We start from the raw sequence: 23,633 nt of genomic DNA on the forward strand, positions 1-23,633 counted from the left end.
GGTAGAGTTAACAAGGTAGTAATCTTACACCGTAGGGGGAAATCAAAAATGGGTAAATCCAAAAAATCATGGATGCTGCTTGCAGTTACGGCACTCATGGTCATTACGGCCTGTACCGGGAAGTCCGGCGAGGATGCGAAGTCAGCCAACAGCGGTTCCAAAGACGTCACAGCAGCTTCCGATGCTGCCTTCAGCAAAGGCAAATACGATCCGCCAATTGATATCAGCACAGTTGTCATGTTCACCCCGCCGAAGAAATATGTCAAAGGCGACACCCAAGAAAACAATGTACACGACCGTTGGATGTTGGAGCAGCTCGGTATCAAGCACAAAGATACCTGGTACCCTGCTGGCGGGGATCAATATAAGCAGAAACTTCAGCTCGCGATTGCTTCCGGCGAGAAACTGCCTGATTTCGTATTCGTACCAACGGACCCGGTATTAACGAATCAACTGATCGATTCCGGACAGTTTGTGGCCATCGATACGTTATTTGATAAATATGCCAACAAAACTTGGAAGGACCATGCCACTCAACATCCGGAACTATGGTACCCTTTCACACGGAATGGCAAGAAATACAACCTGCCTATCCTTGAATATACGGACAACGATGATACGTTGTTATGGCTGCGGGAAGATTGGATGGAAAAGCTGAATCTGCAAGCTCCCAAAACAATCGCAGAATTAGAGAACGTCATGGACAAATTCAAGAACCAGAACCCGGACGGGCTTGCGTCCAAGGACGTCTATCCGCTCGCGATTTCCTTGAAAGGGAATACGAACACTTGGTTAGGCGGGCTCGACTGGCTATTCGGGGCTTATGGAACGATCGAGGAGCAATGGAACAAGGACGCCAAAGGCAATCTGGAATACGGCTCCATCAACCCTGGTTCTAAGCAAGCGCTTGCCAAACTGCAAGAATGGATGAACAAAGGCTATATTCATCCTGACTCTGCTTTGTGGGACGAGAATAAGACAGCTGAATTCTGGACAAAAGGGAATGCAGGCGTTCTGCCAGGTGCTAACTGGATTCCGGATTGGCCAGGTCCAGATTTGCTGAAAACCGTAAAAGGTTCTAAGTTTAAAGCCTATCCGGTTCCTGCGGGTCCAGATGGACTGGCTGGTACCAAATGGCAAAATACTGGCGTGAACAGCAGCTTCATGATTAATAAAGATGCGAAACATCCGGAAGCCATCTTCATGTATTACAACTACATGTTGGATAACTTGGCTAACCCTCCGACCGGCAGCAAATTCGAAAACGGCTTTGCTCAAGGCTACGACTGGGATATGGTGGATGGTAAACCAACCAGCAACAAAGACAAAATTAAAGACTTCAGCAATGATTTCACCTTCATCACAGGACCGGCGCGTATTCCAGACCTTTATATGAAGACCCTGGTTAAACTAGCAGATGGCAATAAACCAGAAACGCCTTACGAAAAGCAGCTCGCTGACTTCCGCAAACCGGAAAATTGGTACGCCGCGAAGATCGTTATGTCGCAAATGAACATCCGCAAGCAAAACTATTTCACGGGTGCAGCGACGCCAACCATGATTTCCAAATGGAACCTCCTGCGTCAGTCCGAAATGGAAACCTTCAACAAAATTATTTATGGCAAATTGCCAGTTACAGCATTTGATGAATTCGTTGCGAGTTGGAAAGCCAATGGCGGCGATCAGGTCACGAAAGAAGTCAACGAGTGGTTCACGTCAGTAACCAAGAAGTAAAGCAGTAGTAGACAACGAAAAAGGCGTCTCATCAGGTTGAATACCTGGTGCGACGCCTTTTTTTGTTATCTGGAGCAGGTTATAGGCCTCTCGCGGTTGAATAGGCACGCTAAATGTATTTATTTCCCGCAGCCAACCATCCAAACACATCAAGAAAAGCGACCTTGCCGCCCTAAGATGAGTGTCTTCATAACGGTTTTCAACAATCTAGCGGATCCTAGTTCCCTTTGGGCTTTGCAATGACAGTGAGCGTCGTATGAAAAGGAACTATGATCCGCTAAATGGCGGGAACTGGGGTAAACGTAGTATGAAAGGGAACTGCGATCCGCTATTTAAGCGGAAACTGCTGATTCCAACCGGGAAATGGTGATATAGCGGATCGTAGTTCCCTCTGGCGTGCAATATGGCGGTTTTCAGCATTATAGCGCACTGTAGTTCCCTCAAACTCGCGATCCTGACACATTCTGCTATCATCGCGGCTTGACGTTCCTTGATCTCCGCGCAATAGCTAAGCTAGAGGATGGATCTCATTCGGCCAAAATCCACCCAAAAACTATACTTTCTGTTATTACAAAAAAGGAGCTGCCGCCGCAGCTCCTCCTCTCGTTGTTTCGCCTTCAAGACTCTATACTCATTTTAAACAACCGAATGGCACGCTCCAGTTCGTCCTGGGCAACGCTGTTCTCCGGCAGCGGATTAGCCGATCTTACGGCTTGAACCACATGATGCAGCAGATTCTCCGGCATATCAACATCTGCCGATTCCGCTGTCATGGCGACAACTAGCTGCAAATCCGGCACAACAAAAATGCGTCTTCCGCCTGAGCCTGAGGCGTAGTACATGTCGTAGGCTTTTTTATCACCTTTTATCAAGCCCGGAGGCAGCGTCTTGGACCACCAGTAGAAGCCGTAGCCGCCCTGTGTGCCATTACTGTAGTTCAGAGTTATCTTCCTAGTCAGAGATTCACGGATCCATGGCTGAGGAATAAGCGTCTTGTCTTCCCACTGTCCTTCGTTCAAGTACAGATAGCCCAGCTTCGCCATATCTCTGAGCGTTAGCGCCATCGCCCATGCACCGATGGTATGCTCTTGGGGATCTTGGTTCCAGTTCATTTCCTTTATGCCGAGGGGGCCGAACAATCGCGACACGGCATAGTCGAACATGGACTCTCCCGTTGCTTGGGTCATGATCGCTGAGAGAAGATGAGCATCGCCGTTGCTGTAATTGAAGGAAGCCCCTGGCTCAGCTTGTGCCGGACGTTCCAGGATGTACTGTACCCAATCTTCAGCGTACATCATCTCAGTAGACGAGCGTTCGTTAGCGTTATCCCAGGAAGTACCTGAGGTCATGGACAGCAAGTGTTTGAGCATAATTCTGGACTTCACAGGATCGGTCGCCAGTTCCGGGAAAAAGTCTGCGGCTTTTTGATCAATACTGCTTAGTTTAAACTCGGATAAAGCTATGCCAACTAACGCGGATGTTATGCTTTTGGTCACTGATTTCATATCTTGCAGGATATCCGTACCCGTTTCTTCGTTATAGGCCTCGGCTACCAAATGCCCGTTGCGAATAACGGCTACACTATGTACGGCTTGATGGCGAAATATTTTGAGCATCTTCGCAAGTCCTGACGAGTGCAAGCCCTGCGCTTCTGGTGTTGTTAATTCCCATCCTTCCGTTGGCCAATTCGTCTGTGTTGTCATGGCACTGTCCGAATGCGGCATCATGGGTGAAAACGATGTATTCGTAGCTGGCACTTGCTTTTTTGGGGCTCCAGATGCTGCCAAAGCTAGGGTTGAGGTGCCCTGTCCACTTCCGACAAGTGGATTCTTTTTATTATTCATCTTTATCGAATCCCTCCAATTTGGTTTAGCTCTCCCCTATATGACATAATTTTACACGGAATTTATGAACCAATTATGGCCTAAACCTTAATATAACATAAAAATTAGCTTAAAATTAGCTTAAAAATTGGGGTGCAACCCCCCTTATGTTACAATCCTTTTACAATATCCCTATAGGTTCTCTAGTCTGGAGGTTAGGTATGCGAAAGCTTATATTTTTCTTAGGTCCTGCTGGTGCAGGCAAAACGACGTTGGCCAAAGCATGGGCCCGCAAGCATGGCGGCGCTTTTCTGGACATGGATACGCTGCTGCGTCCCGCGGCAGAAACGGTTATGACCCTTCTCGGACTGGATCCAGATGATCGAGATTCACCCACTTACAAGAAGCACTGTCGCGATCTGGGCTACCGGATTACGATGGATGCCGCTCTTGAGAACCTGGAGCTCGGCTTGGATGCGCTTGTTATTGGCCCTTTCACCCGCGAAATCTCGGAGCCATTCTGGCTTGAGCATGAACTATCACGTATTGGGGCTACGCTTCAAGATGTCTGTATCAAAGCCCTTTTCGTCTATCTCCCTGACGAAACCAGCTATCAGGAGCGAATTCGCGCGCGAGGTTCTGCGCTGGATCTGTGGAAACTGGACCATTGGCAGCAATTCAGCCTGTCCCTTGCTCGAAGAGATATTCGATGGGACGTGGAACCGTCCTCCATTCTCTATTTCGACAACGCCGGACCGTGGTCTCCTGAGAAATTGGAGCGTCTGGAAAGCTTCATTCTGTAAATTAATTTCTCACATTACAATCACTTTACAAATCCCGATTTCACTTATAAAATCAAGTAGATTCCACAACACATTTAGGGGGGACCCACTCCATGCATTCGAAAACCTCCATGCAAGACATCGCTGATCGTCTGGGCATTTCCAAAAATGCGGTTTCGCTCGCGCTCAATCACAAAGCCGGTGTCAGCGAGGAACTGCGCGCGCGCGTTTTTGAGGCGGCCAACCTTTTGAACTATCGCACTGAACCCAGGAATAGGAGAAAGCCGCAACACCTGCTCGTCCTCATCCCTGAATTCATTCGCAACGATACCATTTTCTACTACGAAGTGTTCTGGTCTATCGAGAAAAGAGCCAAGGAGCATGGTTATACCGCTATTCTATGTGGCGTTACCAAGGATATGGAACAGCAATTCATCCTGCCTGAACTCTATCATGAGATGGTATTTCATGGCATGCTGATGATTGGCGTGTTCCACACCGATTATGCTCGTATGCTCCACGAATTAGGAGCGCCGCTTGTGACCGTAGACCATTATTACGACAGCCTGCAATTGGATGCCGTTGTGACAGCAAACGCCGAAGAGGCCTACAAGCTAACTTCGCATCTCATCGCCAGAGGCCACAAGCGCATTGGTTTTATTGGGTCCGAGAGTATGACCAAGAGCTTCAAAGAACGCTGGACAGGCTTTCAAAATGCCATGTCGGACGCTCGGCTGACCATCGATATGAACCACTGTATCGCAGGTTTTGCACCGCTCGAAACGCTGCATGCAAGTCCGGATGACAGCGCACTGGCAGAGTTTGTGCATAAAAGGCAATCGCTGCCTACAGCCATAATCTGCGCCAATGACCGCATCGCGATATCGCTGATTCAGATCTTGCTCGCTCAAGGCTATCAAGTGCCTGACGATATTTCCGTGGCAGGGTTCGATGATATAGAAGCAGCTCAAATGATCACACCTCGCCTCACGACGATTCAAGTACAGCGCGAGCTGCTAGGCTGCGAGGCCGTCGATTTCCTCATTCGCAAAATCGACTTTGGCGGGAGCCCCTCCAAAATCTCCATCTACGGCCAGTTGATAGAGCGGGACTCTTGCAAACCGCTTGAAGCGGCAAGCGAAGAGGCTGTCTCGAAAGGTTAATAACCTAACGAGCAGCCTCTTTCTCTTCTTACAACTTCGTAATCTCACGAATTTTCTCCAAAGCAATCTTCGGCTCGCGCTCAATCGTCAACAGGCCATTCAACTCCTGCTGCACATCCGTAAGCTGTGTATAGCAGTAGCCGCATACGTAGTCCAAGTCCCGGATAGCCTGCGTAATATTGCGGTAACGAGTCAAGAATTCTTCCTCGGTTTTCACTTGATTGCCGTAGCCCCAGCCCTCTTCCGTAGTAAAGGCGATGCCTCCATACTCACTGATAATTACAGGCTGCCCCTTGTAGGCATATCCATCAGCGAATGGAAATTTAAAATCATTATGAATGATATCATTGCTCAGCAGGAGATCTTTATCTTGATACCGCTCATAGAAAATTTGACCGAGCTCTTCATAATCATGCAGCGTAATAATGTCCGATATGGTATGCTCCCAACCATCATTTACAATCACGGGTCTCATGGGATCAAAAGATTTGGTCAAGTAATAGATCGCCTCGGTGAACTGCTGCTGCGTCCGATCCATCTTGATATTCGGGACACCCCACGACTCGTTAAAAGGTACCCATGTCACGATGCAAGGATGGTTGTAATGCTGTTGAACAACCTCCATCCACTCGCGCGTAAAGCTTTCGACAGCCTCATCCCCGAATTCATAAGCCGCCCCCATCTCGGACCAAACAAGCAAGCCCTTGCGGTCACACCAGTACAGGAATCTTGGATCTTCCAGCTTCTGATGCTTGCGCACGCCATTGAAGCCTAGTGCCATCGTCTTCTCAATATCTTCAATGAGCGCCTCTTCGGAGGGAGGGGTCAAATGCGTTTCTTTCCAGTAGCCTTGATCTAGCAAAAGCTTCTGATAATAAGGCATATTGTTAATCAGCACTTTCCCTTTCTCAATCGAAACCTTGCGGAATCCGAAGTAGGAATTCACCCTATCCAGCGGCTCGCCATCCTTCAGCAGAACAAATTCAATATCGTACAAGTTAGGGTGATTGGGGTGCCAATGCTTGATTTTCCATTCGCCGATCCGATCGCTGTAGAGATGAATATCCGCACTTAATTTCGCGCGATCCACCGCTAAATAAGATTCTTTGATAAGCTGACCCTCAAAGCGAACGATCGTTTTCAGAAGCAGTCCCTCTTGCTGCTCCACGCCTTGCAACTGATACTGAATGTTCAACTGATGCTTATCGATATCCGGGGTCATTTTCACCGACTTCACATACTGCGGCGCTACATACTCCAGCCATACAGACTGCCAAATCCCCGTCGTCTGCACATACCAACAGCCGAAATTATCCTTAACCCAGCGCTGCTTCCCGCGCGGCTGCATACAATTGTCGCTATCCTGAGCGCGGACAACAATCCGATTCTCGCCGGAAACATCCATATAATCCGTGATATCGAACTGGAAGGCCGCATACCCGCCCGTATGTTCGCCTACGCTCTGTCCATTCACCCAAACTTGCGCATGATAATCCACCGCTTGGAAGTGAAGGATAGTCCGCTTATTCTGCTGATCCTTAGGGAGCGAAATCGATCTTTCATACCATACATAGGGGTGAAAAGCAGGTTCATTGATGCCGCTTGCTTCCGTTTCGTATGTAAAAGGAACCGTAATGGTTAGCGCGGCAGGAAGCTGTTCAAACCACTTCTCCCCTACCCCCGCATTCAAGTCGTCAAAACAGAAATTCCATGTGCCGTTCAAATCTGTCCATGCTTCCCGCACAAACTGCGGTCGAGGATAATTGGGAATATAAGAATGCGATGTCATCCGTCCAACTCCTTTAATATTAACTTTTATATTAACTAAATAACTTATTTTAACACAATATTACTGTAATACTCGTGAAAAAATAAGTCAATACCTGTTGTTTAATTAACTTCAAAGTTATAGAATAAACAAAAACAGATAACCGAGGTCCCTCTATGCAAATCGATGTTTCCACGAAAAATATGGCCTTCCTCGAATGTTTCTCCTCCGAAACCAGAGTGAAGATCATCGAACTCTTACAGCAAGAATCCTTAAATATTAAACAGCTTTCCCAGCGGCTAGAGATTTCTTCGGCCATTGTGACCAAACATATTCAGAAGCTCGAGCATGCTGGTATCGTCGCTTCTGAGAATTCGACCGGCATTCGCGGCACGCAGAAAATTTGCCGTTTGAAATTAGATCAGGCTGTGCTGCAATTCATCCCCAAGAAACAGCCGGAGCTTCCCGCCAACAGAGCCAATACGCTGTCAATCCCGGTTGGCCAATACGCATCCTTCGAGGTGAAGCCTACCTGCGGACTTGCCTCGCCAACCCAGCTCATTGGCGTACTGGATGATCCGCGCTATTTCGCCGATCCCGGCCATGTGCAGGCGAGCATCATTTGGTTCAGCAGCGGTTATGTCGAATACCGGATTCCTAACTTTCTGCACAGCAACCAAAAGCTGCGCGCCTTGGAAATTTCCTTCGAGATTTGCTCCGAAGCGCCTGGCTACAATGAAAACTGGCCTTCCGATATCTCCTTTTTCATCAATGAGATCCCGCTCGGCATATGGACGAGCCCTGGCGATTTCGGGGCACAGCGAGGCGTGCTCTCCCCCGAATGGTGGAGCAGCAGCAACACGCAGCATGGCTTGTTGAAGGTTATTAACATTGGGCCAACCGGCTCCTACCTCGATGGCACTCAAATCTCCGATGTCACCATCGAGGATCTCTCTGTCACCTTCGCCAAAGAGATTAACTTCCGCATTGCCTCGTTGGAAAGCTCATCCAACTGTGGCGGTATTACCTTGTTCGGAAAGCATTTCGGGAATTATGCGCAGGATATTGTCGTTACCATGCATGAGGATAAGTAAGTTTAAAACAGCAAACGGGCCTCCGCCCCCGAGCCCTGCACAATCAATCTGCTATTCTAATGAACTGGAGGATGCTTATAGACGAGAAAATGGCTACTTTGGCGATCTAATGAACTGTATTGGCGTTATCGAGTCATTTATAGGCGGAATGGTGATCATTTTCATGAAATAGCGCTTCTGGAATTCATTAGATTTTCAAAATGGACTATTTTGATCAAATAGAGGTTATTGAGTTCGTAAGGGTTTGCCCCTTGTCCTAATTTACAAAAAAAAATTTGTAAATATGGTTTACCTATCAGTATCTATTAACCAAGGATATCTAACTTGACAAATAACTTGACAATACAAACAACAAAAAAGCACCCGTACCTTTTAGATAAAAAGTACGATGCTTTTTCAGGGTAAAAAGAGGGATAAAGCGTTAGCTGTTCGCATAGGCAAGCTGCATGCCCTCGGTGAGCGGGACGAAATGATGGCGCGTCTCGAAGATGGCATTCAGCGTGTGGAGGACGTCTTGGTTCTGCTGATGTAATTTCACATTGTTTTTCAAGTTGGATAACAGCGATTGGTTCGCTATGATGGCCAGCAGCTGATTTTTCAACTCTGCCGCATTCTTCACTTCAATCGCCGCTCCCAAGCCAACCAAATACTTTGCGTTCGCCTGTTCTTGTCCCGGTATCGGCTTGTACAGCATCATCGGGAGTTCCAGCGCGAGCGCCTCCGAAATGGTAAGTCCCCCTGGTTTGGTCACAATGAGATCCGACAAAGCCATCAGTTCATGCACATGATCAACGAATCCGGTTACCTTGACGTGATGGCGGGTTTTCTCTCCGCTCAATTCTTCTTCCAGCTGAAGCTTGAGCTTCTCGTTACGTCCGCAGACGAAAACAAACTGTACCGGTTCCGCCAAATCATCGGACTGCAGCACCGACTTGAATTGCTTGCCGATTAAACCATGCCCGCCTCCCATGACGAGTACCGTCGGCATATCCCGGTGCAAACCATGCTTATCCCGCAGCGCCATTCGATCATATTCTCTCGTAAACGGCATCCGGATCGGAATGCCGGTCACCACAATACGCTGCTCCGGAATACGGTATCTCAGCAGCGCTTGCTTCACATGCTCAGCGCCAACCAGATAGCGATCTGTGCCGGGATGAATCCAATAACTATGATCGGTGTAATCCGTCATTATGGTCACGGTAGGCACCGTTGTTAATCCGTTGCATTTCAGATACGACATCGCCGCGGCAGCACCTGGGAAGGTGCAGACCACCTCGGTCGGCTTCTCCTCGTGCAGCAGTTCCAGCATCCGGTCGGTGCTGAACGATTTCATCTTTTTAAACATATGCGAGAACGTATTATCATCCCTTGTCTTCCGATACAAATAACCATACACGGATGGCAGGCTTTTCACCCACTGCATGTAGCAATATTTGCCCACTGAGTGCAGATAAGGATGCGTCCACTCCAGAAAATCCACCACTTTTACTTCCACACCTGGTTTATAGAAACGTGTCGCCTCCAGAATCGCCTGTGCCGCTTTATTATGTCCGTCCCCTAAGCTGCCTGTCAGGATTAATAGTTTGTCCCTCTGTTTCATCTTCTAAGCCCCCTGTCAAGATTGTGCTGTTGCGCATGCACCTTTATTGCTTCTGTTCCCCAGTTTCTGCGAATACGTTCCACGACGTACAGGACGCCCTCTGCCACCACAACTGCACCCACGATGTCCAAGAGCACATGCTGCTTCACGAACTGTGTAGACACGATGATGAGCAGTGACATGCTCGAAATTGCTATTTTATAACCTATTGCCACACGATTTGTACGCAGATAGGCTCTCATCAAGACATAAGAAGTTAATACATGTGTACTCGGAAAACAGTTAAATGGTTGATCCGAGCGATACACCCACTCTACCATCCGCAGCAGCCAATCGGTTTCGGTTAGCTCCGGCCGAGGGACAGTGGTTTGATATATAGCATATACCCCATAACACAGAAGAAGACCCATTACCATCTCTAAAATTGTAAAATAATAGTTGCGGCGATCTTTATGCGCCAAATACAGGAATCCAATCAAGAGAAAGCCGTACCATGATAAGTATGGGACAATAAAGCCTTTGATAAACGGAATTTGCCGATCCAGGTCAGTAACCAGATTATAAGCCCTGCCATCCGCTTGATTCAAATGAACGTAGATTAGACCTACCAAAGGAATCAACAGCAATGCACTGCATGCCATGACGTAGGACCACCACGACGCTTTTCTCACATGAACTCCTCGCTCTCCTTTACGTTATCTTCATCTTACAGGAGATTCGAGTTTTGCCAAACGCTCTAAGGTACTGTCTTTTGTTAGCCAAAGGTCGTGAAAAAACCTAGACTAAAGGCTAAGTTCTAATTTCTTATATGTATCGTTCCTCGCCCTTTTGTATATCATATGTATATACATTATAAGCGAAGTGAGCTATAGTTGGGTAATAATGATCGAAAGGACTTGATCTTCATGACAACGGTCACACTAAGTAAATGGGGGAACAGCACCGCCATCCGGATTCCAAACCAAATCTTAAAAAGACTGAACTTGGATGAAGGTGCCGAACTTCAGATAATCCTGACACCAGACAATGCGATCCTGCTTCGTCCTACCGGGGAACCACAAGAATCCAATCTTGAATTAAGAGCTCACATGAAGATGCTTTTATCGAAAATAAAACGGGATACCTCTCATCACGCAGAGATTGATCTAGGCATTGAAGGAGACGAATTAATTTGACTATTCCCTCACGCGGTGACCTCGTTTGGCTTGATTTCGACCCTCAGGCAGGGCGAGAGCAAGCTGGGCGACGTCCTGCTATTGTAGTATCTGAATCTGACTTCAATGAACTTACTGGATTTGCAGTTGTTTGTCCGATTACTCCTCAAGTGAAAGACTACGCCTTTGAAGTGCAGCTTCCAGACCAACTCCCGTTCACTGGCGTCGTTCTCACGGATCAGTTAAAGAGTCTCGATATAAGAAAACGGAAGATTAAAATCGTTGGTCATATCCCCCCCGAGACATCAACCATGAAAGAAATTCTGCGTAATACTCGAGCCATCCTAGCGTGAAAATAGCCATCAACACCACTTTCCTTCAAGCAATGTTGATGGCTTCTTGAATCCCTTACTCAATCCTTATTTCTCCGTGATCTAACCACATAAACGGAATATCCAATACCTGCGCCCACAGCGCCAAGCAAGAAGATTGAGATCGCAATGACGGCCCAATTCGTCTTATTCGTTTCTGCCGGGACAACCTTTTGCTTGAGCGTAATCTCTTTGTCTTTCAGATAGCTTAGAGACGTATAGGAATTGACAGCCTTTTGCATGGGCGAGCACAACGGATTCTCCCAGCCGCCATCTTTCTTCATCAAATAGTACAGATACTGTTCACCCTTCTGACTTGTACCCCAGGTCAAATCCTCTGCGACCGTAAGCTTCCGTTCCTCCACCCCTTTGAAGCTATTCAGGATGGTTAATTGGAGCTCATTATGTTGTTTTCTTCGAATGATCTCATCCACCGTAGCCACAACGACTGCGTCATATCGATCATACGCTTGATCGACAGCAAGCGGCTGAGCACAGGACAATCCGTAAGTATTCGCAGGAAAGAAACCCACTAACACGAAGAAGCACAGCCATGCGGTTATGATTCGTTTTTTCATCCACACTCCCCCTCTATAGTAAAGACGCAGGATTCCATCCAATGTTGCAGTATAACTGGATTTATTTGGTATGTTGGTCAGAAGCGCAGAACGTACAGCCTTATTCCGGCGTTGGGCGTGATCCCTATTTCAATTGGACGTGCCACCGCACAGTCCGGGTATTTCAGCTACTTTCCCTTGCAGCTGCTCTCAGCGTTCTACCAACCATCTGTCTAAACTAGCTAACTTCAAGATTCTACTCCAGCGGGATCGGGAGCTTGGAGCCTCAACCATAAACAAAAAGTGGCGGCTCCAAGAATGCACAAAAGGCTGCCCACAGGTTATTCACCTCGTGAAGCAGCCTCCGCCCTTACCGCAAACCAAGAAACCTACGAAATCAATTTCGTCTTCTTTGCTTTCTCCGCCACCCGCGCCGTATAGCCGCTGAGCGGCTTTTTCAGCGCCAGGGCTACCACATAACAAAGCCCGATGAACATGAAGAGGAACAGCACATCTTTCAGCACGACGGACCACTGCATCCCGCCAACCGTCTCGCGCAGCACCCCAACCGCATACGTGAAGGGCACAGCCGGATTGATCTTTTGGAAAAAGGGCGACGCCGTACTGATCGGGAACGTTCCGCCTGAGCTTGAGAACTGCAAGACCAGGAAGATAATCGCGATTCCCTTCCCTATGTTGCCAAAGACAGACACCAGCGTATAGGTGATCGAGATGAACACCGCGCTGATGAGCACAGCAAACACCACGAACCAAACCTTATCTACCACATAGGTGCCAAGCAGGAATAAATCGCCTAACGTCACGATCAGAGCTTGGAAGAATCCAACCGTCAGGAAGATCATCATCCGCCCAAAATACACATGATACGACTTCAGTGGCGCGCCTTCCGGGTTATCCACATCGACTCTCATCAGAGAGACGAGCAGCATAGCCCCGACCCACAGGGACAGTGTGGTGTAAAAAGGCGACATCGCCGAGCCATAGTTCGGGATGGGAAATCTCTTGTCTTCTTTAATCAGAACAGGATTGGATAAGAAATCGCTCTGCTTCTGAATATCGTTCTGAAGCAGACGAAGTATTTCCTCGATGCTGCCGCCACCCTCGACCTTGCGGATCTGATCAGCCGCTTTGTGCACAGCCGCTTCGAATTCCGGCAGATCGCTGCGCACCAAATTCGCTGCCAAGTGGACCGCGTCCTCGACTTCTGGAAACTTCGTCTCGTACAGATCAGCAACCTTGCGGATTTCATCCTCTGCCGCCGGCAGATCGTTCCGCACGAAGTTCGACGCTTCGTGCAGCTTCTGCTCCACTTTGGGCAAATCATTCTGAATGAACGGCGCCGCTTCGTTAATCCCGTTCGTGAACGCATCGAGCTTCGTCTGAAGCGTTGCAGACGCCTCGTGCACCTTCGCACGAATGTCCGGCAGTTCCTTCTGCAGCGCATCCAGCTGCGTCTGGGCGAAATGGATTCCACTCTGCGCATCCAGCAAAATCCCCTTGATATTCGGCAGCTGCGACTTCAGCGTTTGCAGTACACTGGCCGAATTCTGGGCTACCGATTTGATTTGGGCCAAAGCCTTTTTCATATTCGGCACAATTTCCGAATCGTATCTGGCAAGCAGACTTCCGATAGCGCTGCTCGCCTCTTTGGACAAGGCATTCAGGTTATTCACTAAATCCGTGGCCGGCTTCTCACCGCGCTCAATGGCGCTTTGAAGTTTGCTTAATGTCTGAATTTGGTTATTCATATTCGTCTTGATTGTCGTTAGCCGCGTAATATTATCGCTGAATGGGCTATTCGGCAAATACGTATTCAAACGTGTATACAAGTCAATCGTTCTGTCGATAACGGCAACACCTATCGTCAATTGGCTCTTCAAGACAGCCATAACCGCTAACACTTTCTGCGGGTCCGGATTCACTTCCTGCAGCAAGCCCGTGAGCTGTGTAACGGCATCCGCCGTTTGCTGAAGCAGGGTCAAGTTCATCTTCACCACAGGAATCAGCGCCTCGAATGCGGCATCATTCTTTTGCAGGAAGTCAGCCAATTGCTCAGCAAAAGCTCCGCCCTGCGTAGCGATAGCGTCAATTTTCGGTAAGGCGGCTAGCGCTGCATTGACAATCTCATCCGCTTTCCGCGATGTCTCTATTGCTGTATTCAACGCTGATTCGACCTTGTCGAAATTCTGATCCAGCTCAGCGATTCGATCCGCAGCCTTCTGGATTTCAGGCAGCTTCTGCTGAATAAGCAACACTTCCTGCGCGACCGACTGAATCTTGGGCCAGCGTTCCTCGATCTTCAGAATGGTATCCGCGGCGCGATTAATATCGGGAATTTTCTGCTCGAGCTCGACAATTTTCTGCCCTTTTTGCTTAATTTCAGGCAGCTTTTGCTCAATTTCCAAAGCTTTGGCTCCCATGGCTTCAACATCCGGCAACCGCTTCTCAAGCTCGAACACCTTCGTTTCCATATTGCGAATCGTCGGCAGTTCTTTTTCAAAATCGATCCCCAGCTCTTTCATCCGAGTAAGAATGGAGCTGCTAACAGTCTTAACGAAGTTCTCGCTGATCTGTTGGGTAACACTGGAGGCCCCTTTGCTTGTAATTTTGGGCGCGACCGCATTAATTTTCTCATTCACCGTGTACAGAATTTCCGGTTTTTCCATGGTCCCGTCTACGATGCTCGTTATTTTTCGAGAAAAATCCGCCGGTATGATTAGGCTGGCATAGTAATCGCCACGTTCAACTCCGCTCAGCGCATCCTCCTCATTCACAAAGGTCCAACCGAGTGTATGATTGTTTTTCAGATTATCCACCACTTCGGCGCCAATGTTTATGGACTTATTTTCGACCGTTGCCCCCAAATCGTTGCTCGTCACGGCAATTTTGATCCCCGATGTATTCGCATAGGGGTCCCACATCGCCTCTAGATTAATCCATGCATACACAGAAGGTAAAATAGCTAGTGCAATCATAAGTAACAAACCTGTGGGCACTTTCCACAAGTTGATAAGATCAGTTCGATAAATACGGAAAATTTGCTTCATTGATGCCCCACCCGGCCCTTCACATTTGGTACTTAATGTCTCCTGACAATCCTTTAACCATACAAAATACTTCCAAAGACTGCAAGCTTAATCTTGCACCTTTGTGGATAACTAGTGCTGTGGATATGTGCACAAGGATCCCTTGATCTTATGCACAGCATGAACTGTGGACATGTTGATATTGTGGGTAACTGTGTGGATAACTAGAATTAGCTGGGTATAACACGAAAAACGCCGTGAATTTTCATACCTCTTTTTTATCCGAACACAACATCGCATTTACATTTATAAAAAGTCATGGTATTCTTATTTCGATAACGCTAGAAACACCAAAACAACACGAAAGGAGTCCTTTACATGGTTGACGTCAGTTTGGAAGCCAAGCAAGCGGTGAAAGTTCATAAAGCTTTGGGCGAGCCTACGCGCTACAAGATTCTCGAGATGCTCATTAAAGAAAGCAATTTATGTCCTGCCGAGCTTGAAAACCGTTTGAATTCGGTGGCTTTATCCACACTGTCTCATCATCTAAAACAATTAACCGATTGCGGCCTGCTGGACTCCGAGAAAAAAGGAACCTTCATTCACTTCAGCATAAACTGGGAGACCGTGAAAAAATACGTACCTTATCTGATACAGTAGTTTATTTTTATTTTCAATATTTCTATGTATCTAGAATTATCGAATTATTGTAGTGAGATGAACTTAACTTGCTTGATTAGTTTGAATAGCTGCGTCTTATATTTCTATGTTTTTAGAAAAATGAAAATAATATTTGAAAAGAGGTACTTGCATGTCAAGAACATGGCAAATCTATGTGTTAGCCCTACTCAGTTTTCTAGTCGGAACATCGGAGTTTATCATTGCCGGAATTTTGGATAAAATCTCGGACACTCTGCACATTTCCTTAGTAGCCGCCGGCCAGCTCATCACTGTCTTTTCACTCGTTTATGCACTCGGAACTCCCGTGATCATGGCCTTCACCTCGGGGTGGAATCGGCGTAAATTACTCCTCTTCGGACTCAGCCTTTTCGTCATAGCGAATGCGCTCGCCTTCGTCATGCCCGGATTCGGCTTATTCATCAGCGCTCGCGTCCTGATGGCGCTCGGCGCAGGTGTTGTCGTCGTAACATCATTAAGCATCGCCGCTATGATCGCCCCCCAAGGCAAGCAGGCGAGCGCCATCGCAACCGTCATTACAGGTTTCACTGCCGCACTGATTGTAGGCGTGCCACTCGGCAGAATGCTGGCTGCTGCTTATGACTGGAAAGTCGTTTTTGGCGGAATAGCCGCCCTTGGTTTATTGGCTATGGTCGTGATTTCCCTCACGATTCCCGCTTTGCAAGGCGAAGCCGCCATTCCGCTGCGCAAACAACTAGCTCTCTTGAAAAATCCAAAACTGACCCTGGCTTTAGCCGTAAGCTTTTTCTGGCTGGGCGGTTACTCCATCGCTTACACTTACATTTCCCCCTACTTGCTAACCATCACCGGTATGGGTGAGAAAACATTGAGCACTGCCCTTTTCGCCTTCGGTATCGCCAGTCTCGTCGGTTCCAAGCTCGGTGGCTTCAGCACAGACCGTTGGGGTGTCCAACGCACACTGCTCTCAGGCATGCTTTTGCACATGATCACACTCATTCTCTTAACTATGGCCGCGCACTCGCCAAGCGTCGTTTTCCTGCTGCTGCTCCTATGGTCCTTCTCGGCATGGTCATCGGGTCCTACGCAGCAATATAATTTGGTCGCCCTCGCCCCCGAATCATCAGGCATTATGCTCAGCCTAAACAGCTCCGTAATGCAGTTGGCCATGGCAGGAGGAGCCGGCGTCGGCGGTGTTGTCGTGAGCCAGATTTCCCTCACATCCGTCACTTGGATTGGCGCAATCGGCGTGGGCATCGCGCTGGCTATCACCATCTTTTCATCTAGGCGATCCACTGTTGCTGATGATACGAAAGCTGAAGCTTTGCAGCACGCTTAAAAGCGTGCGCGTTGCATAGACGACAGATAGAGAGGGATAGACGAAGGAAAGGCGAAGGATAGAGAAGGATAGAGAAGGATAGACGAAGGATAGAGAGGGATAGACGAAGGATAGAGAGGGATAGACGAAGGATAGAGAAGGATAGACGAAGGATAGAGAGGGATAGACGAAGGATAGAGAGGGATAGACGAAGGATAGAGAGGGATGATCCGGCTGCCTAGCCTTGGATTATCCTTTTTTTATTAAAACAGGGACAGCCTTTACGTGCTAGCGCGGAAGTCAAGATACGCTACTGGCGGGGGAGTTAGCTTGGAGGGTTGGGAGAACGCGGAGAGTAGCTGCACGGGAAAGTAGCTGATTGGTTGGACGGGACGGCAGCCGTCAGTCGTAAATCGGTCCATGTGCGCAGCCTCGCGGAACTACGTTCCGCTATTTGTGACAAATTGGCCGATGTAAGCGCCCAACGGGAACTACGTTCCGCTATTTTGCCTCAATTCGCCCAATTTGAGGGCAAAACTGCGAAATAGAGGAACAGAGTTCCGCGGGAAGTCCATTTAGCCTGGTTTTGCCAAAATAGCGGAACGACGTTCCCTCCGAAAGTCGAAGCTACTGGTGGTGGGGTTGGGCTGGAGGGTTGGGAGAACGTGGAGAGTAGCTGCAAGGGAAAGTAGCTGATTGGTTGGACGGGGCCGCAGCCGTCAGTCGGTAAATCGGTCGATGTGCGCAGCCTCGCGGAACTACGTTCCGCTATATGTGACAAATTGACCGATGTGCGCAGCCCAGGGGAACTACGTTCCGCTATTTCGCCTCAATTCGCCCATTTCGAGTGCAAAACTGCGAAATAGAGGAACAGAGTTCCGCGGGAAGTCCATTTAGCCTGGTTTTTACCAAAATAGCGGAACGACGTTCCCTCTGAAAGTTGAAGCTACTCCGCAAAAAGCGAAATAGAGGATCGTCGCCCCCACCTCTCGGTGGAAGGAGCAACGATCCTCTGCTTCCAGGCGGGCCGGAGCACCCGCCTTATAAAGGCACCACTTGGCGCCAGCCGCCAAGGGAAGTAACATCTTCCGCGCCTGCGGCCGCGTAAGCTTCACAAACGAAACCCGGGACTTCCGTGCCGTCCCGGAGCTCAACCTTGCCGATCCCCAGCGGAGCTGGGATCGCCGCCGCGAAGCCGCCGAACGCCTCCAGCGGCATCTCCCAAATCTCCAGCCGGATGGCGGAGCCGCCCTGCTGCCGCTTGATCAACCCCGGCTTCGCCGGTGTGGTTGGCAGTTTCACGAGGCTGTAAGCCGCCGCAGTTTCATCCTCACGGATGAAACGCGCCCCACAGCCAAGCATCTGCTTCTCCAGCGGATAGCCGCGCATGTGCAACCCACAGACCGCAACCAGCGTCGTGGCCCGCTCAGAAGCTGCACTTTCTCTCGCAGCCCCGCTCGCCTTCTCACTCACCGACTCGCTCTCACTCACGCCCTCACTCGCCACAAAACCCACCAAACTGCCCACGAACTGCTCCGCCGCGCCGCAGATCAACCCCTCCTCTTCAGCAAGCCCGAAGAAGGTAATCCCAAAAGGCGTCCGCTCAGCCGCATCCGCTGCCGGAACCGCAACCGCGCACAAATCAAGCAAGTTGCAATGATTGGTGTAGCGTCCCATATCCCGATTCGTGCTGATCGGATCAGCGAGCACTTGCTCACGCGACCACGTACCGCCGCAGGTTGGCATGACGAGCACCGCGTCCTTGAGCAGTTTACGCGCTTCGAGCTTAAACTGCTGAAGCTTATGCATCGCTGTGAAGACAGACGCAGCATCATACTCGACCGCAGCGCCCGAGCGGAGAATCCGCTCCGTCACCGGATACGCAATCCCTGGATGGGCCTCAATAAAACTACCCAACGCTGCCCAACGTTCAGCCACCCACGGCCCTTCATATAGAATCGCCGCCGCTTGGGCGAATAACGTAACATCTACATATTCAATGGAGATATCAGGGTTCATCTTCTTCAGAGCAGCAACCGCCGCCTCCCAAGCAGCCTGATACTCAGCAGCAAAAGGACCATAGAAATCCAGCGCCCCTTCCGGAAGCAGCACTTTGCCCGGAAGGGAAGATACCCCTCTTGTCACATAGCGTGACCAAGGGTCTTCCGCATGAACCCCCCGCGCCACATGATCCACGGCCAGCGCATCTTCCAAACTGTGCGCGAACACGGTGACACAGTCCAGACTCGCGCAAGCCGGAACTACCCCTTTGGTTGGCCAAGCGCCGAGGCTCGGCTTATAGCCAACCAAGCGGTTCAAAGCCGCAGGCACGCGGCCCGAGCCTGCGGTATCCGTGCCCAGCGAGAAGACCGCTTGCCCGCGGGCCACCGAGACAGCGGAGCCGGAGCTCGAGCCGCCGCTAATCAGTTCCGGGCGCAGCGCGTTATGCGTGTCGCCATAAGGGCTTCTCGCGCCGACAAGTCCTGTCGCGAATTGATCCAAGTTCGTTTTGCCGACCGGAATAGCTCCTGCGGCAATCAACCTTTCCACGACGCCTGCATGTTCCGACGGCGTATAAGCATACTCCGCGCAGCCAGCCGTCGTCGGCACCCCTGCCAGATCAATGTTATCTTTGATCGCAAAAGGAATTCCCCAAAGCGGAGCATCCGCCATCGCGATTTTATCCAATCTGTCTAAGTAAGGCTGCATTAGCTCCAGCGAAGGCGGGGTAATCCAGATATGCATCGTTGCGTCCTCCGAGGACCGCTGAACGATAGTCGCTGCGATATCCTGCGGTGTTAACTCCCGCTTTGCATACTTGTCCCGCAACCAGGATAGCGTCAACTCGCTCGGAATTTCGATTTCATCTTTTTTGATCTCGTTCATACCTATGTCCCCTCCTCTATGCAGATTGCGCAATCCCTAGAATCAGCTGCCCCGCGTGAATTTGATCCCCCGGCTTCACCTGAATTATCGACACAATGCCATCACACGGCGCATGCTGCGGGAACTCCATTTTCATACTTTCCAGGATTGCTAATGGATCGCCTTTCTTCACTTGCTCACCCGGCGACACGAGGACTTTCCACACACTGCCTGGCATGATGCCGCGCACCGCAATGGTCCCTGCTGGCAATTCATCCTCCGGCGCTTCGCTCACCGCTTCCTGCTCTGACACGTATTCGGCCAGTCCCTTGGCCTTCCAGCTCTCGCGCTCTTCTTTGAACGCTATTTGCTGTTGGGTACGGAATGTAGCAGCATCTCCCTCAATCTCACTGAGGAACTGCAAATACTCGCCTAAATCGAAGGTCGTCTCTTGAATATCCGCTTCATACCGCCCTCTTGGGAAGTCCTCCCGCAATTGCAACAGTTCTTCCGCGCTGACCTCATAGAACTGAATTTGATCAAAAAATCTCAATAACCAAGGTTTGCCTGCCTTAAAACTCTCCGTTGAGCGCAGACGATTCCACATTTGAATGGTACGCCCTACGAACTGATATCCGCCTGGGCCTTCCATCCCGTACACACACATGTAGGCTCCGCCGATACCAACGGCATTTTCCGGTGTCCATGTGCGGGCCGGATTATATTTGGTCGTGACCAAACGGTGGCGAGGATCAACCGGCGTAGCGACCGGAGCCCCGAGATACACATCTCCCAAACCAAGCACCAGGTAGTTGGCGTCAAACACAATCTTTTTCACATCATCTATCGTATCTAAGCCGTTAATGCGCTGAATGAATGCTAGATTGCTAGGACACCAAGGCGCATCAGGCCGCACTCCTTGTTGGTAGCGTTCAATCGCAAGCTGTGTTGCCGGATCATCCCAGGACAGCGGCAAGCGCACAATTCGCGAAGGCACGCGGAACTCTTCTAACGGAGGCAGCGCTGCATCAATAGCAACTACTCTCTCACAAGCTTCAATTACGGTAATTCGGGAAGGGTCAATATGAATTTGCAGGGAGCGAATCCCCGGTGTCAGATCCAAGACCGGGATCGAGCCACTCACCACAATCGCTTGCAGCAAAGCCTGAACTTGGAAACGCAGCAGCAAATCGAGCTCCAACTCGCCATATTCAACAAGCAAGTTCTGATCCCCGCAACAGCGAATTGTGATTGGGAACCTGCGATTGTCTACCTCGTGGAAAAGACGCGGATACTCCGGCGTGATTTCCGCATTAACAGCAGGCAGCTCCGCTTGCTCCAAACGTGCCAATTCCCCTTTGCCAATCGCTTGCAAGTTACGTTCCTGCATATCTCGCAGAGCTTCCGCTTCCGAAAGTGTCAGCAGATGAAACCGAACGGAATCGCCAGGATGCAGCTGACCCAGCTTCCAGAATTCCGCCGACGCCGTCGTCACCGGACAGACGAACCCTCCCAAACTCGGCCCGTCAGGACCCAGCAAAATCGGCATATCTCCGGTCAAATCCAGCGTTCCGATGGCATAAGCATTATCGTGAATATTCGAAGGATGCAGCCCTGCCTCTCCCCCATCCTCACGTGTCCACAACGGAGCAGGCCCTTTCAAGCGAACACCCGTCCTCGAGGAATTGAAATGAACTTCCCAACTCGTTTCCGTCAATTGATCCAAGTATTTGGCATCCAAAAATTCACCCGTACAATGCGGCCCGGGAATAACGCCAATCGTCCACTCGCGCGTCATCGCCGGGCGATGAGGCACAGCAAGTTCCACCGCTTCTTGCACAGGGCTTCCACCTCTGTTCACGCCCAGCACATCACCCGGCCGCAAGGCACGGCCGCCATGCCCACCAAAACCGCCCAGCGTAAATGTGGCAGAGCTGCCGAGAATCCGCGGCATATCCAAGCCGCCGCTGATGAGCAGATACGCGCGCATGCCTTCTTTGGCTTCGCCAAAGCTCAGGATTTGCCCGCGTGCGGCGAACACTGGCTTATAGGTTGCGATGGCTGAACCATCCAGCTCCGCTTGCATATCCGCGCCAGTAACACAGAACCACATGTCGCTGCGGAACTTGTAGGCGCCTCCGCGCAGCGTCATTTCCAAACCGGGGGCATCGTCAGCGTTGCCCAGCAGTTTGTTGCCGATTCGGAACGAGAACGGATCCATCGGGCCGCAAGGCGGCACACCCACGTCCCAGTGGCCGATTCGGCCCGGGAAATCCTGCACAGTGGTTTGGATGCCGCCATCCACAACTTCCAGAGCCCGTTCTGTCGGCTCGAATGTATGCAACAATTGCGTGTAGACGTTGCCGTCTACGCAATCCTTCTCTTGCAAGAGAGCCTGCAGATATTGCAGATTCGTCGTCAGACCATACATGCGCGTTTCACTTAACGCATCAATCAATTTCCCGATCGCATCCTCACGGTCAGTGCCATGAACAATGATTTTGGCCAGCATCGGATCGTATAACGTTGTTACCGTCAGCCCATCCCGCACCCAAGTCTCGTTGCGCGATCGGTTCGAAAACACCGCACGGTCCAACTGCCCCGCGCTCGGACGGAACTGCTGAAGGCAGTCCTCCGCATAGATCCGCGCTTGTATGCTGTGGCCTTGCGGCTTGCGAATGAGAGACTGAATGTCACGCAGCTCATCCGCCGCTTCGCGCACCATCCACTCAACAAGATCAACACCCAGCACTTCCTCCGTTACGCCATGCTCAACTTGAAGTCGGGTATTCACTTCCAGGAAATAGAACTCGCACGTTTCCGGGTCATACAAGTATTCGATTGTCCCTGCACTGCGATAGCCCACTTCGGCAGCCAGCCGCTTCGCAGAGGCAAACATCGCTTCGCGTACTTCATCAGACAAGTTTGGCGCCGGGCTTTCTTCAATGACCTTTTGATTGCGGCGTTGTATGGAGCAATCCCGTTCTCCCAGAGTAACGACTTCACCGAAGTTATTGCCGAATATTTGCACCTCGACATGACGCGCTCTGGCGATATATTTCTCCAGAAACATCCCGCCGTTCTTGAAATTCGTCTCCGCCAAATGACGCACGCTATCGAAAGCAGCTCTCAACGAAGCCTCATCTGCGCATACGCGCATCCCGATGCCTCCCCCACCCGCTGTGCTTTTGAGAATAACAGGGTAGCCAATACGGCTTGCTTCGGAGATCGCCTCTTCGAGTTCTGTAATCAGCGGAGTTCCCGGCAGCATGGGCACGCCAGCTCTTTCCGCGATTTCACGAGCCGAATGCTTGAGTCCGAACATCTCCATTTGCTCCGGCGTAGGGCCGATAAACACGATGCCGTTGTCGCGACAAGCACGGGCGAACTCGGCATTTTCGCTCAAAAAGCCATAGCCGGGATGAATCGCTTGCGCACCGGTTTCCAGCGCTGTTTGCATAATCAACTCTGTATTCAAATAGCTTTCCTTCGCCGGACCGTCACCGATCAGAACCGCCTCATCGGCGCCATCGACGTGCAAGCTATCTTGATCCGCTCCTGTATACACAGCTACTGAGGCTACTCCGAGCTTGCGTAAAGTACGTTCAATTCGTACGGCGATCGCACCGCGATTGGCGATTAGCACTTTGGTGAACATCGTAACCACACTCCTTCGAATATCTTGAACGGCTATGCC

The 23,633-nt window shown here is 50.1% G+C and carries 16 protein-coding genes; 8 read left to right on the forward strand and 8 right to left on the reverse strand.

Annotation, left to right across the window (positions count from 1 at the left end; translation table 11 throughout):
* The first annotated feature begins 48 nt into the window (after positions 1 to 48).
* On the forward strand, positions 49 to 1,734 hold the full coding sequence (locus IEY34_RS10025) for a type 2 periplasmic-binding domain-containing protein (RefSeq protein ID WP_189010912.1): 1,686 nt from the start codon (positions 49 to 51) through the stop codon (positions 1,732 to 1,734).
* A gap of 617 nt (positions 1,735 to 2,351) precedes the next feature.
* Here IEY34_RS10025 and IEY34_RS10030 read toward each other — a convergent pair.
* A complete protein-coding gene (locus tag IEY34_RS10030) occupies positions 2,352 to 3,578 on the reverse strand; it encodes a serine hydrolase domain-containing protein (RefSeq protein WP_189010914.1) in 1,227 nt (408 codons plus the stop codon).
* Between the two features lie 200 nt (positions 3,579 to 3,778).
* On the opposite strand from IEY34_RS10030, the gene IEY34_RS10035 reads away from it, so the two are divergent.
* Entirely contained in the window at positions 3,779 to 4,360 is a 582-nt protein-coding gene (locus IEY34_RS10035; protein ID WP_189010917.1) for a P-loop nucleotide/nucleoside kinase family protein, read from the forward strand.
* A gap of 92 nt (positions 4,361 to 4,452) precedes the next feature.
* Positions 4,453 to 5,502, forward strand: a complete 1,050-nt coding sequence (locus IEY34_RS10040) for a LacI family DNA-binding transcriptional regulator (protein WP_189010919.1) — start codon at positions 4,453 to 4,455, stop codon at positions 5,500 to 5,502.
* 28 nt (positions 5,503 to 5,530) lie between these two features.
* Here IEY34_RS10040 and IEY34_RS10045 read toward each other — a convergent pair whose 3' ends face one another.
* The gene (locus tag IEY34_RS10045) at positions 5,531 to 7,291 is read right to left on the reverse strand and encodes a glycoside hydrolase family 2 protein (RefSeq protein WP_189010921.1); all 1,761 of its coding nucleotides are present in this window, start codon (positions 7,289 to 7,291) and stop codon (positions 5,531 to 5,533) included.
* Positions 7,292 to 7,446: 155 nt separating this feature from the next.
* On the opposite strand from IEY34_RS10045, the gene IEY34_RS10050 reads away from it, so the two are divergent.
* Positions 7,447 to 8,364: an ArsR/SmtB family transcription factor gene (locus IEY34_RS10050; RefSeq protein WP_189010923.1), complete on the forward strand. Its 918-nt coding sequence runs from the start codon at positions 7,447 to 7,449 to the stop codon at positions 8,362 to 8,364.
* A 421-nt stretch (positions 8,365 to 8,785) separates the two neighbouring features.
* Here the strand turns inward: IEY34_RS10050 and IEY34_RS10055 are convergent, their stop codons facing one another.
* Complete coding sequence (locus IEY34_RS10055) at positions 8,786 to 9,967, reverse strand: MGDG synthase family glycosyltransferase (RefSeq protein WP_189010925.1); 1,182 nt, start codon at positions 9,965 to 9,967, stop codon at positions 8,786 to 8,788.
* A complete protein-coding gene (locus tag IEY34_RS10060; RefSeq protein WP_189010927.1) occupies positions 9,964 to 10,638 on the reverse strand; it encodes a phosphatase PAP2 family protein in 675 nt (224 codons plus the stop codon). The genes IEY34_RS10055 and IEY34_RS10060 overlap by 4 nt, the downstream gene beginning before the upstream one ends.
* Before the next feature lie 234 nt (positions 10,639 to 10,872).
* Here IEY34_RS10060 and IEY34_RS10065 point away from each other — a divergent pair, with 234 nt between their 5' ends.
* Both IEY34_RS10065 and IEY34_RS10070 read left to right on the forward strand, forming a co-directional pair.
* A complete protein-coding gene (locus IEY34_RS10065; protein ID WP_189010929.1) occupies positions 10,873 to 11,142 on the forward strand; it encodes an AbrB/MazE/SpoVT family DNA-binding domain-containing protein in 270 nt (89 codons plus the stop codon).
* Complete coding sequence (locus IEY34_RS10070) at positions 11,139 to 11,474, forward strand: type II toxin-antitoxin system PemK/MazF family toxin (protein WP_189010931.1); 336 nt, start codon at positions 11,139 to 11,141, stop codon at positions 11,472 to 11,474. The genes IEY34_RS10065 and IEY34_RS10070 overlap by 4 nt, the downstream gene beginning before the upstream one ends.
* A 59-nt stretch (positions 11,475 to 11,533) precedes the next feature.
* Here the strand turns inward: IEY34_RS10070 and IEY34_RS10075 are convergent, their stop codons facing one another.
* A complete protein-coding gene (locus IEY34_RS10075) occupies positions 11,534 to 12,070 on the reverse strand; it encodes a hypothetical protein (RefSeq protein WP_189010934.1) in 537 nt (178 codons plus the stop codon).
* Positions 12,071 to 12,438: 368 nt separating this feature from the next.
* A complete protein-coding gene (locus IEY34_RS10080) occupies positions 12,439 to 15,117 on the reverse strand; it encodes a YhgE/Pip domain-containing protein (RefSeq protein ID WP_189010936.1) in 2,679 nt (892 codons plus the stop codon).
* 357 nt (positions 15,118 to 15,474) lie between these two features.
* Between IEY34_RS10080 and IEY34_RS10085 the strand changes: the two genes are divergently transcribed.
* The gene (locus IEY34_RS10085; protein WP_189010938.1) at positions 15,475 to 15,756 is read left to right on the forward strand and encodes an ArsR/SmtB family transcription factor; all 282 of its coding nucleotides are present in this window, start codon (positions 15,475 to 15,477) and stop codon (positions 15,754 to 15,756) included.
* Between the two features lie 151 nt (positions 15,757 to 15,907).
* Entirely contained in the window at positions 15,908 to 17,092 is a 1,185-nt protein-coding gene (locus tag IEY34_RS10090; protein ID WP_189010940.1) for an MFS transporter, read from the forward strand.
* A 1,020-nt stretch (positions 17,093 to 18,112) separates the two neighbouring features.
* On the opposite strand, the gene atzF is transcribed toward IEY34_RS10090, so the two are convergent.
* Complete coding sequence (atzF, locus tag IEY34_RS10095) at positions 18,113 to 19,957, reverse strand: allophanate hydrolase (RefSeq protein ID WP_189010942.1); 1,845 nt, start codon at positions 19,955 to 19,957, stop codon at positions 18,113 to 18,115.
* 16 nt (positions 19,958 to 19,973) lie between these two features.
* Positions 19,974 to 23,594, reverse strand: coding sequence for an urea carboxylase (gene uca, locus IEY34_RS10100; RefSeq protein WP_189010944.1), 3,621 nt, complete (start codon positions 23,592 to 23,594; stop codon positions 19,974 to 19,976).
* Positions 23,595 to 23,633 lie beyond the last annotated feature (39 nt).

The organism is Paenibacillus marchantiophytorum (assembly GCF_014640555.1).
Lineage (GTDB): Bacteria > Bacillota > Bacilli > Paenibacillales > NBRC-103111 > Paenibacillus_E > Paenibacillus_E marchantiophytorum.

Bases quoted from the DNA above. Each gene is read 5' to 3' on its own strand.
- IEY34_RS10040 (WP_189010919.1), top strand. From the start codon at position 4,453: ATGCATTCGAAAACCTCCATGCAAGACATCGCTGATCGTCTGGGCATT.
- IEY34_RS10030 (WP_189010914.1), bottom strand. From the start codon at position 3,578: ATGAATAATAAAAAGAATCCACTTGTCGGAAGTGGACAGGGCACCTCA.
- IEY34_RS10090 (WP_189010940.1), top strand. From the start codon at position 15,908: ATGTCAAGAACATGGCAAATCTATGTGTTAGCCCTACTCAGTTTTCTA.
- IEY34_RS10055 (WP_189010925.1), bottom strand. From the start codon at position 9,967: ATGAAACAGAGGGACAAACTATTAATCCTGACAGGCAGCTTAGGGGAC.
- IEY34_RS10065 (WP_189010929.1), top strand. From the start codon at position 10,873: ATGACAACGGTCACACTAAGTAAATGGGGGAACAGCACCGCCATCCGG.
- IEY34_RS10050 (WP_189010923.1), top strand. From the start codon at position 7,447: ATGCAAATCGATGTTTCCACGAAAAATATGGCCTTCCTCGAATGTTTC.
- IEY34_RS10085 (WP_189010938.1), top strand. From the start codon at position 15,475: ATGGTTGACGTCAGTTTGGAAGCCAAGCAAGCGGTGAAAGTTCATAAA.
- IEY34_RS10080 (WP_189010936.1), bottom strand. From the start codon at position 15,117: ATGAAGCAAATTTTCCGTATTTATCGAACTGATCTTATCAACTTGTGG.
- IEY34_RS10045 (WP_189010921.1), bottom strand. From the start codon at position 7,291: ATGACATCGCATTCTTATATTCCCAATTATCCTCGACCGCAGTTTGTG.
- uca (WP_189010944.1), bottom strand. From the start codon at position 23,594: ATGTTCACCAAAGTGCTAATCGCCAATCGCGGTGCGATCGCCGTACGA.
- IEY34_RS10025 (WP_189010912.1), top strand. From the start codon at position 49: ATGGGTAAATCCAAAAAATCATGGATGCTGCTTGCAGTTACGGCACTC.
- atzF (WP_189010942.1), bottom strand. From the start codon at position 19,957: ATGAACGAGATCAAAAAAGATGAAATCGAAATTCCGAGCGAGTTGACG.
- IEY34_RS10075 (WP_189010934.1), bottom strand. From the start codon at position 12,070: ATGAAAAAACGAATCATAACCGCATGGCTGTGCTTCTTCGTGTTAGTG.
- IEY34_RS10035 (WP_189010917.1), top strand. From the start codon at position 3,779: ATGCGAAAGCTTATATTTTTCTTAGGTCCTGCTGGTGCAGGCAAAACG.